This is a genomic window from Winogradskyella arenosi (assembly GCF_003337305.1).
GTDB classification, from domain to species: domain Bacteria; phylum Bacteroidota; class Bacteroidia; order Flavobacteriales; family Flavobacteriaceae; genus Winogradskyella; species Winogradskyella arenosi.
In genome coordinates, this window is sequence record NZ_QPJO01000001.1 from 980,178 (window position 1) to 992,769 (window position 12,592).

Below are 12,592 nucleotides of genomic sequence, written 5' to 3' on the forward strand. Positions count from 1 at the left end.
GATGTGAATCAGGCTTTTTTTATGCTTAAGGTCAATTATAGGCCTTTTGTCTTATTCATCGCATCGCTTCCTGCTTGTTTAGCATCTTCAACGGCTTTGTTACCTGCAGCTTTCACTTTGTCAGCAGCATCGCTACTCGCTTTCTTTGCGTCTTCAACAGCTGTGTTAGCCGCGTCTTTAACGTCATCAGCCATTGTTTCTGCACCTTCTTCAATACTCTCAGCAGCATCGCTTGCAGCCGCTTCAGCATCTTCTAAAGCTTCACTTGATGCTTCTCCTGCATCATCAACAGCGTCTTCAATAGATTCACTAGCCTCTTCCATTGCATCTTCTGCTTCATCCATTGCATCTTCTGCCTCGTTCATTGCATCTTCAATCTTATCTTCTGTTTTTTCTTTAGTATCTCTACAAGATGTAAATGATAATCCTAAAACAGCAATTAGAGCTAAACTTAATACAACTTTTTTCATTTTAATAGTTTTAATGTTAATTTATGTTAAGGTACGAAAATATTTTTAATGGAGAACTCCATAAAATTTTTAATGTATTTCGCGTACGGCTTTGATATATACGTTAGTGCTATTGCCTTTGGATCATTGCAAGTTCAATTTTTTACTGTAAATTACAGAAGTCTATAAATCCAACTAAATTTTTGTAGTGGTCCCCACGACCTTAGCAGAAGGACCAAAATAGATATTAAGACCCTTTTTAATTATGACTTTAAAATTTAAATATTTCTCACTCATTGCTATTTTATGTTGGTCGCTTTCTTGCTTCGCTCAGAATAACAGAAACGAGAAAAAAATACTAAAAGCAGTTGACAAACATGTAGAGAACGCTATTTCTTTATTGAAGACTTCCGTGTCTATAAATAGTGGTACTATGAATTTTGAAGGTGTAAAAGCTGTAGGCCAGTTGTTTCAAAAAGAGTTTGATGCCTTGGGATTCACGACAACATTAACCTCGGGAGAGGCTTATGGTAGAGCAGGTCATCTCATCGCTAAAACCACAGGCAAAAAAGGACCAAAGGTCTTACTTATAGGCCATTTAGATACGGTTTTTGAGTTAGAGAGTCCGTTTCAAGCGTATACCATGCAAAATGACTCCATCATGAAAGGCCCAGGTGTTGCTGATATGAAAGGCGGTGATGTTATTATCATTTTGGCTATGCAGGCCTTAAGAGATGCGGGACTATTAGACGATATGTCTATTGAGATTATCATGACTGGTGATGAAGAAAAAAGTGGACGACCGCTGTCTTTATCAAAAAAGGACCTTATTGATGCCGCCAAACGTTCCGATATTGCTATTGGTTTTGAAAATGGGGATAATAATCCAAAAACGATTGTGGTGTCTCGTAGAGGATCTACAGATTGGAAGCTTACCGTAAAAGGTAAACCTGCGCACTCTTCGCAAGTTTTTACCGAAACCGTAGGCGTTGGGGCTATTTTTGAAACGTCTAGAATCTTAAATGCTTTTTATGAACAATTGTCCACCGAAAAAGATCTAACCTTTAATCCTGGATTTATTCTAGGTGGAACAGATATTGAAGGTAATGCTTCTGGGACTGGGGGAGAAGCGCTAGGGAAAACCAATGTGGTAGCGCAAGAAGCCATCGTTCGTGGGGATTTAAGAGCTGTTTCCTTAAAACAATTAGAGCAAGCGAAGCGTGTGATGCAAGAAATCGTTTCAGAACATTACCGGCAAACCTCTGCTGAATTGATCTTTTCCGATGGAGGATATCCACCATTGAGTCTAACCGAAGGCAATCAAAAATTATTAGGCTATTACAATACGGTAAGTGAAGATTTAGGATTTGGAAGTGTTGAGCCTGTAAATCCTAGAAAAGCAGGCGCTGCTGATATTTCTTTTACCTCAGGATATGTAGATATGGCTATTGATGGTTTAGGCCTTACAGGCGGTGGTGGCGATCATACCATTAATGAATCTGGAAACCTAAATACTATTGCTACACAAGCTAAAATAACAGCGGTGCTCTTGTACCGATTGGTGCATTCTAAATTTTAAGCTTTTGAAGCTTTAAAATAAGCCATAATTTTATGTACAGCGCCACGATGACTACGGATATAGGTTTGCGTAATATCGCCTTGATTTTGCCTAACAGTGTCGTTGTTAATTAAGTTTTCAAGCGTATTTGTAAACGCTTCAGGAGTAGCAACGCTCGTCACACCACCCAATGTAATAAGGGCTTTAGCTTCAGGGAATTTTTCGTAATTCTTACCAATAATAATAGGCATACCAAAAACGGCAGGTTCTAAAATATTATGTAATCCCGTAGCTCCAGCGCCACCACCAACGTAAGCGATGTCTGCGTAGCTATAGGCCTTACTTAAATAGCCTATGGTATCTAAAATAAAGACTTGATACTGTTCTAAATGGTCTGCTGATTCCAATTCAGAGTAGCTTATGGTTTTAACCTTTAGTTGTGCTTTTAATGAAGCGATATAACTCGGTTTTATATTGTGAGGCGCAATAATATATTTAACATCAGACGTGATAGACTGGTTGATGAAATCGAGATATAATTTATCATCTTCAGGCCAAACACTTCCAAAAGTAACACAGCGATTTTGAGCTTTAAAAGTGTCTATAAAATCAATCCTATTGTCTATATCTAATTGGTTAGAAACACGATCAAAACGGGTGTCTCCAGAAACGGAAGTGTTAGTATAACCGATATTACGGAGTAAGGCTTTAGAATTTTCATCTTGGGTAAAGATATGGTTGAAGGCTAATAATGCCGATTTCATATAGACGCCATACCATTTGAAAAATGCTTGGTTGTCTCTGAATACGGCTGAAATTAAAACCGCTTTTAATTTGCGTTTTTTTAATTCGTGTAAAAAATTAGGCCATATTTCATACTTTACGAATACGGTATAATTAGGATGAACCAGATCTAAAAATGTCTTAGCATTGCTAGGTGTGTCTAAAGGCATGTAAACAACAATATCTGCAATTTTAGCGTCCTTTCTTACCTCATAGCCCGAAGGAGAGAAAAAGGAAAGGACCACCTTGTAATGAGGGTATTGCTGCTTTAAAGCTTCAAACACCGGAAGGCCTTGCTCATACTCGCCTAATGAAGCGCAATGGAACCAAAAGGTTTGGTCGGTAGGTGAAATGGCCTGTTTAAGTTTTGAAAAAGTCTGTTTTCTTCCCTTAACGCCCTGATTTAATTTAGAATTGAATAGAGCAGCACATTTTATAACCCAACTTGCGATATAAATTCCTATGGAATAGAATAGTTTCAAAAAAAAAGATTTGTGCTAAAATACATTTCTTTCAATTAATTACATTGCCATAGCGCTTACAATTTCGTATTTTCGCTTAGAGCTTTTTGCTCATCTATTTAAGATTATAAATGTAAGCTTTACAATGAAAAAAATACAAATGGTTGACCTTCAAAGTCAATATGCCAAAATTAAAGATATAGTAGATCCATCGATTCAAGAGGTCATGGATAGCGCCGCTTTTATTAACGGACCCAAAGTTCATGAATTTCAGAAAAATCTTGAAGATTATTTAGGGGTTAAGCATGTTATTCCTTGTGCTAACGGTACCGATGCTTTGCAAATTGCCATGATGGGCTTTGGTTTAAAACCAGGCGATGAGGTAATCACTGCAGATTTTACGTTTGCCGCTACAGTAGAGGTGATTGCGTTATTACAATTAACACCCGTCTTAGTTGATGTTGATCCGGTAACTTTTAATATTGATGTGGAAGCCATCAAAAAAGCGATTACACCAAAAACAAAAGCTATAGTACCGGTACACTTGTTTGGATTGCCAGCAAATATGGATGCTATTATGGATTTGGCTAAAGAACATAATTTATTCGTTATTGAAGATAATGCCCAAGGCATTGGTGCCGAATATACACATCGCGATGGTTCTAAAACTAAAACAGGTGCGATTGGTCATGCGGCATCAACATCGTTCTTCCCTTCTAAAAACTTAGGATGTTATGGTGATGGCGGTGCTATTTTTACTAATGACGACGATTTAGCGCATACTATTAGAGGTATTGTAAATCACGGGATGTACGAGCGTTACCACCACGATGTGGTTGGGGTAAACTCACGTTTAGATTCTATCCAAGCAGCGGTTTTAAATGCAAAATTACCGCATTTAGATAACTATAATGCAGCTCGTCGTCGTACAGCTCGAAAATATAATGAAGCCTTTAAAAATCATAAGAATATAATTATTCCAACAGGTTTAACGACCTGCGAAGGCATTTGTGATACTTGCGATTGCCATGTGTTTCATCAATATACCTTAAATCTTGTTGATGTTGATAGGGATGCTTTGGTAGCGTACTTGCAAGAGAAAAATATCCCTTGTGGGGTCTATTACCCAATTCCTTTACACCGTCAAAAAGCCTATAAAGATGAGCGTTATAATGAAGCAGATTTCAAGGTGACTAATGCTTTGGTAACGTCTGTAATCTCATTACCAATGCATACAGAATTAGACGATGAACAAATTACTTTTATTACCGATACGGTTTTAAATTTTATCAATTCATAGGACACGTTTAAAACCGTCAAGATGTTACGATCATGGCGGTTTAACAAACTTAGGAATTTTACATTGAACGAACGCAATAAAGAAAAAAACATGAAAATTTTAGTTACAGGTGGTTTAGGTTTTATAGGATCGCATACCGTTGTAGAATTACAAAATGAAGGCTATGAGGTTGTTATAATAGATAATTTATCTAATTCTACGATTGAAGTTTTAGATGGCATCACCGCAATTACCAATAAAAAACCACTTTTTGAGAAATTGGATTTAAAGGTGAAGGCTGATGTTCAGGATTTTTTTAAGCGTCATACGGATATTCAAGGGATCATTCACTTTGCGGCCAATAAAGCGGTAGGAGAGAGTGTTGCCGAACCTTTAATGTATTATGAAAATAACATTAGCACGTTAATTTATCTGCTTCAGGAATTAAAGGGCTTAGAGAAGAAGAATTTTATTTTTAGCTCGTCTTGTACGGTTTATGGTCAAGCTGATGAATTGCCTATTACTGAAAATGCACCGGTTAAACCAGCCGAATCTCCATACGGAAATACCAAGCAAATAGGGGAGGAAATTATTAGAGATACCTGCCGTGTTAATGGCGATATTAAAGCGATTGCTTTACGTTATTTTAACCCTATTGGTGCTCATGAATCTACCGAGATTGGAGAACTACCTATTGGAGTGCCTCAGAATTTAGTGCCTTATATTACACAAACAGCTATTGGAATGCGCGAGCAACTTTCTGTTTTTGGTGGTGATTATCCAACCTCAGATGGAACTTGTGTAAGAGATTATATTCATGTAGTGGATTTAGCTAAGGCACATGTGGTAGCACTACAGCGCTTGTTGGATGTTAAAAATGACTCTAATTATGAATTCTTTAACCTAGGGACCGGAACAGGAAGTACGGTTTTAGAAGCTGTACAATCTTTTGAACGTGTTTCTGGAAAGGCCTTAAATTATAAAATTGTAGACCGAAGAGAAGGTGATGTTACTGCGGCCTATGCAGAAACGTCTAAAGCCAATAGCGTGTTAGGTTGGAAAACGGAATTAACATTAGATGACGCTATGGATGCGGCATGGAAATGGGAGCAAAAAATAAGAAGTAAATAAGCCTTTCAACGGCTTTCCTTTTAAAATAGAAGAAAACCCATTGTGGCGACTTAATGTTAATAATTAAAAAATCTTAATTATTAAATGTGTAATGCAGCTTAGGGTTAACTAAGAATATGCTAAGGGTTATGGGGTCTCATTTTTGATGTCATAATCCAATAGCTTGTTAATCAGTATTTAACATTGATTTCTTGGAGTTGGTCATCTAAATTCGTTACTTTGTACGGAATGATAATTGAACAACATGAAATTGATTAGTATTAAAAGAGAGACCAAAACAGAAGGTCGATTCACCAGAAAAATGGGCGCATTACAAACTAATGTGACTTACATCAAGAAACAATTTTTAAGTATTCCTTACAAAACGCTTCACAAATATCGTGAAACGTACTACGGCGAAGTTAAAGACTGCGAAGACTGCCTATTAGCACGTTAATCTAACGCTTTTTCTTTTTTCTTATTGGTAAACACACCACTGAATAGAAGCATAACCATCCCTGTTGTTACCGATAAATCGGCAACATTGAAGATTCCGGTTCTAAAGACACCACCTAAATTAATGTAGAAGAAATCTGTTACTTGGCCAAATACAATACGGTCAAATACATTGGCAATACCACCTCCTACAATACAACAAAAGGCAATAAGACTCAGTTGGTCTAAGGATTTAGTTTTAAGAATGTAATAGACAACATACCCTAATACAAGGGTGGGTAAAATAAGAAGAAACAACAATCTTAGTGTTGGATTCATATCACTACCCATGCCTAAAAAGGCCCCTTTATTTTCAACCCAAATGAGCTGAAAATAGTCTTTGATGACATTGATTTGTCCTTTACTACCTCTTATCATCGTGGTTCTCACAATGACCTTTGAGATTTGATCAATAGCAATATTGAAGATAATCAGTAGCGTTATAAAAAGATTCCTATTCAAAGTTTTAGGGTTTAGGCGTTTGTATCTAAGGTTGCAGAAACTGTTTCTGCTTCGCGATTTATTTTCTTAACCAAACCTTGTAATACTTTACCAGGCCCTACTTCTGTAAATAAGCTAGCTCCATCATTAATCATTTGTTGTACAGATTGTGTCCAACGCACGGGAGCTGTAAGTTGTGAAATTAAATTAGCTTTTATTTCATTTTCATCTGTAATTGCAGATGCAGTAACATTTTGGTAAATAGGACAGTTTGGTTTACTGAACGTTGTGTTCTCTATGGCTGCTGCTAACTCTTCACGAGCAGGCTCCATTAAAGGCGAGTGAAATGCACCACCAACAGGAAGCACAAGTGCACGGCGAGCGCCAGCTTCTTTTAAAGCCTCGCAAGCTTTATTAATAGCTTCTACTTCTCCAGAAATCACCAACTGACCTGGGCAGTTATAATTGGCTGCAACCACTACACCGTCGATAGTTTTACAAACCTCCTCAACTACGGCATCTTCCAATCCTAAAACGGCAGCCATTGTACTTGGTTGTAATTCACAAGCTTTTTGCATGGCTATAGCACGTTGAGAAACTAGCTTTAATCCATCTTCAAACGTTAAGGCCCCTGCAGCTACTAAAGCTGAAAATTCACCTAATGAATGTCCGGCTACCATATCGGGTTTAAAACTGTCGCCTAAAGTCTTCGCTAAAATCACCGAATGTAAAAATACCGCTGGTTGCGTAACTTTGGTTTCCTTTAAGTCCTCCTTAGAACCTTCAAACATGATGTCTGTAATATGAAAGCCTAAGATTGTATTGGCTTTTTCAAATAATTCTTGTGCTAATGGAGAGTTTTCATAAAGATCTAAACCCATTCCTGTAAATTGAGCTCCTTGACCTGGAAATATATATGCGTTCATTGTTATCTAAATTTATGATGCGAAAATAATAATAATTTATTTAAACAACTCCTATATAAAGTGGCATTCACAGCTTTAATTTTTAACTATTAAAACGGAGAAATAAACGGGCGATTCTGTGGTGTAATTTGGATACGTAGAGCTTTGTTTTCGTTTTATTTCTGAAGGACTTCAGGAAAATTAAAGCCTTAAGTATGTCGCTATGCTTGGTTTTAAAAGGAAGAACCTAAAAGAGTATCAGGTATTTAGAAAACGCTAAGAGTTGCATGTTGAAAAACCAGCATTCACGTTGTTGCGAATCTTTTTTAGGTAAATAATCTAAAGCGGGCGATGCCTTCTTATCAAATCATATTTGTCCTTATAAGAAGAACTAGGAATGAAAACTGAGTTGTACGAGGATGATAACTTGAGCCGTGACAAGAACAACAGCAAGCGCTATAAATACCCCAATTAATAGAGAATTTTTTTTCAAAAGTAAGTAGGTTAAAGATTCTAAAACAATATTAAGCCATTGTTTAAACTCTAAAAAAAAAATGTCGTGAAGTGAGGAGTTTTGTGCGAGAAGAGTTTAAAAACCGATGTCGTTCATCGTTTAATATTACCTAAGAACCTTAAAAAAAACAGGATAAGATAATTTGCTTATAGAGCGTTGTAAGCGTTCTTAAAAGCGGTCTTATAGGTGTTCGATATAGGGATTTCGTGCTCTGCAATATGGATTATAGCTCCTTTAACGCTGTCTATTTTGGTCAGTTTAACAGCGTAAGACCGATGAACACGGCAGACGTCTGTAAGTTTATTAGCGGTTATAAAACCGTCAATAGAATCTCTTTTTAAATACTTTTTAGTGCTGGTGTGTATTTCTATATACTTGTCTGAAGAGGAAATAAAAAGAAGCTCTTCTTCTTTAACCTTATGCAATTCATGACCTATTTTAATGGTAAAATAACTATGGTTAATGGCATATCTGTTAAGGACAATATTTATTGTAGAAAAAATATTAGCTTCATTAAATGGTTTTAATAAATAGCCATCTGGAGTAAGTTTTGAGGCTTCTTTTACGGTGTTGGCATCTGCAAAAGAAGTGAGAAATATAAACGGGATCTGTAACTGCTCATTGATGTATTTTGCAATCTCAAAACCTTGGTTGCTCCCATGCATGTTGATATCTAAAATAGCGAGGTCGGGTGGGTTAGTTTCAAGAGCTTTAATGGCGCTTTCTGCATTGAAGGCAATAGCTGTAACGTCATAGCCTAAATCTTCTAAAATACTATTCAGCTGTTCCGAGATGAAAACATCATCATCTGTAATTAAAATTTTGGATTTAATGTTATCGGGCATGAAAGGTGATTTTTAGGTCGAATCCGTCGGAATTATCAATATCTAGCTTACCAAGTAATTGTCTAGTTGAAAGTGCATTAATTAACTTTAAACCAAATGATTGACTCGATTCAATAGTGGTGCCTTCCGGTAAGCCACAACCATTATCCGTATATCGAAATGCAATGTCTTGTTCTAGTTTATCAATAGAGATATTTACTTGTTTTTGGCTGGTTTTAGACCAAGCGTATTTTATACTGTTGGCAATTAACTCATGTAAAATAAGGCCTAAAGTTTGGGCTTGCTCAACGTCTAACCAAAGTTGAGTGCCGTGAACGGTAAAGGCATCGTCATCAGTCTTTATAGGGTCTAACAAGAGCTTTACAATGTCGTTAAAATAGTCCTTGACGTCAATTTGTTTATAATTCCCTTTAAGATACATTTTTTGATGTGCGAGTTGCATGGCATCAATTCGGGTTTTACTATCTATCAAGGCTTTTTTAGCAATGTTATTCTCTGTGTTTTTAGATTTTAGATATAAGACAGAAGACACCACTTGCATATTGTTTTTAACGCGATGGTGTACCTCCTTTAATAAGATTTCTTTATCGTTTAAGGCTTCCTTTATAACCTTATTCTTTTTAGATAATACGGCTGCAATTTTCTTTTTTTGATGGTAAAAATAGGTGATGCATATAACGAGAAGAATAAGTATAATGATGCTAGAAATTGCCGTGTAGTTTCTTAACCTGTTTCGCTCTTCTTTTTTATCGTATTGATATTGAAGTAGCTTTATTTCATTGGCTTTATTGATACTATCGGCAAGGGACTTCTTCTGATAAATGTCTTGCATTTCTAATCGGATAATATCCCTTATCCCTTCCTCATTTCTTATTTGATTATTGTAGTTGTTGTAGGCTTTGTAATAGGTGAGTGCTTTTGTTAAATCACCTCGTGCTTCATAAGCTAAAGCTAAACCTTCACTTGCTAGTTTTAGAGGTTGCAAATGGTGATTGTCTTTGGCTATGCGGTAAGCTTTTTGGTAGTATCTGTAGCTTTCGTCGTGCCGATTAAGTTTATGATCTATTTTCGCTGCAATGATATAGGCTTTATCTAAGTCTTCTTTAATTTTTAAATCTTCAAGCTGTGTAATAGCAAGTGTAATATTGACTTTGGCTTCTTTTAAATGGTTTTGCTGTAAATACACCTCGGCTAAATTGGTTCTTACTTTGGCTTCAAGTAAGGATGCTTCAGTAGTTAAAGCCACACGAAGCGCTTCCTTATAATTTTGTAAGGCCCGATCGAGATCGTTAAGTTCTAAATTTAATTCGCCTAATTTGTTTAAAGATCGAATTAGCCTGTTGTTATTGTTCAGTCTTTTTGCGTAAGAAATGGCCGTTAAATAATGCTTTTGCGCAGTGCTGTACTCTTTTATAGAAAGGTTAATATTTCCTAAGTTCTCATAGATCGACGATTTAAATCCGCCAAACTTGTGTGTCGTACAAAAATGCAAGGCCTCTTGAAAAGTGGCTATACTTAATTTATATTGGCCTTGGGCTTCATAAATTTCTCCAATATTAATTTTAGCACGGGCATATTCTACATTGAGTTGGTGTTTATTGGCATAGTCCAAACACTTAAAATGATACTCTAAAGCGAGGTCAGAGTTGCCTTGACTGTTTTTTAAATTCCCGAGGTCACCGTATAGTGTTGCGACCCCTTCATACATCTGGTTGATAAGGGCTAAGTCTAAACCTTCTTTTAAAATGCGCTCTGCCATATCAATCTGGCCTAACATTAAATAGGAATGGCCCAAAAAATGATGGGCTTGCGCAATTTTATCGTGTTGGGCTGTTGTTTTGGCTAAATCTAAATACTCACCACTAATTTTTAAGCCTTGATTGAAATCTAAATAAACCGTTTTCCAACAACAATAACGATAAGCACTAAGCCTGTCGTCTACCGGAAGTTTATAGTATGAAGCAATTTGGTAGGCAGAGTCTATAAGCTGTTGTTTCTTAACAGGGACTTGACTGAATCCTTTTAGAGACCAACAGAGGGCTAATAAAATATAGACAAGTTTCATGGATTCAGGCGTTTTAATTAACGCAATTTAAAAATTAGTGGTTGCGGCTTCTGCACAACGCTCACCATCCATCGCAGCAGAAATAATACCGCCAGCATAACCGCCACCTTCACCACAAGGGTATAAGTTGGTGATTTCAGGATGTTCTAAACTATCCGTCCTCGGAATATTAACAGGAGAAGAGGTTCTCGATTCTACACCTATAATATTAGCCTGTTCCGTATAATAGCCTTTCATTTTTTCACCAAAAGCTTTAAATCCTTTTCGTAAGGAGCCCCCAATTATTTTAGGTAATAGGGAATGTAATGGGGCCGATTTTAATCCGGGTTGGTAAGAGGTTTCATTTAAAGAATTAGACAATCGACCTTCAACGAAATCCGTAAGTCTTTGTCCGGGTGCAGACTGACGTCGTCCACCAGATGTAAAGGCTAAGCGCTCTAAGTCTTTTTGGTATTCTAAGGCTTTTAACGGCCCAAAGTGTTCGTATTTATGGAGGTCTCTTTCGGCCTTAATTTCAGTAACAATACCAGAATTGGCAAATTTATTGTTTCGTTTTGAAGGAGACATCCCATTCACAACCACTTCGCCATTCGCTGTAGCGGCTGGAACGATAAATCCACCAGGACACATACAGAAGGAATACACCCCTCTGTCATTAACTTGTTGTACCAAACTGTATGAAGCTGCAGGTAAGAGTTCATCGCGTTGCTCACCTTTACAGTGGTATTGAATACCGTCTATAATCTCTTGAGGATGTTCTACACGAACGCCCATAGCAAAAGATTTTGCTTCGAGTTTAATGTTTTTATCATTCAGTAAATAAAAAATATCTCTTGCCGAATGCCCTGTCGCCAAAATTACTTTTTCGGTATCTAATTCGGTACCATCAAGAAGTTGAAGGGCTACAATTTTCTGATCTTTAATGCTGAAATTGGTCACGCGGGTTTCAAAATGAACTTCACCACCGTAACGGATGATGGTTTCTCTTATATTCTGAACCACTTTGGGTAATTTATTCGTTCCAATATGTGGGTGAGCATCCACTAAAATTTGATCCGTAGCTCCATGATAAACTAAGTTTTCAAAAATTCGTCTAACATCACCTCGTTTTAAACTTCTAGTGTAGAGTTTACCATCACTATAGGTTCCTGCTCCGCCTTCGCCAAAACAATAATTAGAATCTTCGTTTACAAAATGATCCTGATTAATCGCTTTTAAATCTCTACGACGTTCTTGTACATTTTTTCCACGCTCTAAAACAATAGGTTTATAACCGAGTTCTATGCAACGTAAGGCAGCATACATTCCGGCAGGACCAAATCCAATAATATGTACCGGATTGGCTTTAGAAACGTCTTGATAATTAAATTGGTATTCAGAATTTTCAGGAAGCGGTTCATTGATATAAACTTCAACCTTGTAATTAAACATAATTTGTTGTTTACGTGCATCAATAGATTTTCTTAAAATCTTGATTCCCGTTATTTCAGAAGGTTTCATACCCAGATCGAAAGCCGCTTTTTGGAGTAAGCCATCGGCTTGTCGTTCTTGGTTTAAATTGATGCGTAGTTGTAAAGCTTTTATCATGTTGCAAAATTAAATAAAAGAAACGTTATCAAAACCCTTTAATGAGCAATAAGTTGAGCTGTGGATTATTAAGTTTTTTCCATAAAAAAACCACGTTGTT

General features: G+C 36.7%; 11 protein-coding genes. 4 read left to right on the top strand and 7 right to left on the bottom strand.

The window, feature by feature from the left end:
- Positions 1 to 35: 35 nt before the first annotated feature.
- Positions 36 to 470: a hypothetical protein gene (locus DFQ08_RS16100; protein ID WP_181858353.1), complete on the bottom strand. Its 435-nt coding sequence runs from the start codon at positions 468 to 470 to the stop codon at positions 36 to 38.
- Positions 471 to 714: 244 nt separating this feature from the next.
- Here DFQ08_RS16100 and DFQ08_RS04090 point away from each other — a divergent pair, with 244 nt between their 5' ends.
- Positions 715 to 2,028, top strand: a complete 1,314-nt coding sequence (locus DFQ08_RS04090) for a M20/M25/M40 family metallo-hydrolase (RefSeq protein WP_114308502.1) — start codon at positions 715 to 717, stop codon at positions 2,026 to 2,028.
- Here the strand turns inward: DFQ08_RS04090 and DFQ08_RS04095 are convergent.
- Positions 2,025 to 3,272 (bottom strand): 3-deoxy-D-manno-octulosonic acid transferase, encoded by a 1,248-nt coding sequence (locus DFQ08_RS04095; RefSeq protein WP_114308503.1) that lies wholly within the window; start codon positions 3,270 to 3,272, stop codon positions 2,025 to 2,027. The two genes, DFQ08_RS04090 and DFQ08_RS04095, sit on opposite strands and share 4 nt — an antisense overlap.
- 124 nt (positions 3,273 to 3,396) lie before the next feature.
- On the opposite strand from DFQ08_RS04095, the gene DFQ08_RS04100 reads away from it, so the two are divergent.
- The 3 genes from DFQ08_RS04100 (at position 3,397) to DFQ08_RS04110 (ending at position 6,097) form a co-directional block, all read left to right on the top strand.
- Entirely contained in the window at positions 3,397 to 4,551 is a 1,155-nt protein-coding gene (locus DFQ08_RS04100; RefSeq protein ID WP_114308504.1) for a DegT/DnrJ/EryC1/StrS family aminotransferase, read from the top strand.
- A 90-nt stretch (positions 4,552 to 4,641) separates the two neighbouring features.
- Positions 4,642 to 5,661: a UDP-glucose 4-epimerase GalE gene (gene galE, locus DFQ08_RS04105; RefSeq protein ID WP_114308505.1), complete on the top strand. Its 1,020-nt coding sequence runs from the start codon at positions 4,642 to 4,644 to the stop codon at positions 5,659 to 5,661.
- A 244-nt stretch (positions 5,662 to 5,905) separates the two neighbouring features.
- Positions 5,906 to 6,097, top strand: a complete 192-nt coding sequence (locus tag DFQ08_RS04110; RefSeq protein WP_114308506.1) for a hypothetical protein — start codon at positions 5,906 to 5,908, stop codon at positions 6,095 to 6,097.
- Here the strand turns inward: DFQ08_RS04110 and lspA are convergent.
- From lspA to DFQ08_RS04135, 5 genes are all read right to left on the bottom strand, one after another.
- Positions 6,094 to 6,597: a signal peptidase II gene (gene lspA / locus DFQ08_RS04115; protein WP_114308507.1), complete on the bottom strand. Its 504-nt coding sequence runs from the start codon at positions 6,595 to 6,597 to the stop codon at positions 6,094 to 6,096. The genes DFQ08_RS04110 and lspA overlap by 4 nt on opposite strands.
- An 11-nt stretch (positions 6,598 to 6,608) precedes the next feature.
- Positions 6,609 to 7,502, bottom strand: coding sequence for an ACP S-malonyltransferase (fabD, locus tag DFQ08_RS04120; protein WP_114308508.1), 894 nt, complete (start codon positions 7,500 to 7,502; stop codon positions 6,609 to 6,611).
- A gap of 639 nt (positions 7,503 to 8,141) precedes the next feature.
- A complete protein-coding gene (locus DFQ08_RS04125; protein WP_114308509.1) occupies positions 8,142 to 8,840 on the bottom strand; it encodes a LytR/AlgR family response regulator transcription factor in 699 nt (232 codons plus the stop codon).
- Positions 8,830 to 10,905 carry a tetratricopeptide repeat-containing sensor histidine kinase gene (locus DFQ08_RS04130; RefSeq protein ID WP_114308510.1) on the bottom strand — a complete coding sequence of 692 codons (2,076 nt, stop codon included), beginning with the start codon at positions 10,903 to 10,905 and terminating at the stop codon, positions 8,830 to 8,832. The genes DFQ08_RS04125 and DFQ08_RS04130 overlap by 11 nt, the downstream gene beginning before the upstream one ends.
- A 27-nt stretch (positions 10,906 to 10,932) precedes the next feature.
- Positions 10,933 to 12,492, bottom strand: a complete 1,560-nt coding sequence (locus DFQ08_RS04135; protein WP_114308511.1) for an NAD(P)/FAD-dependent oxidoreductase — start codon at positions 12,490 to 12,492, stop codon at positions 10,933 to 10,935.
- Positions 12,493 to 12,592 lie beyond the last annotated feature (100 nt).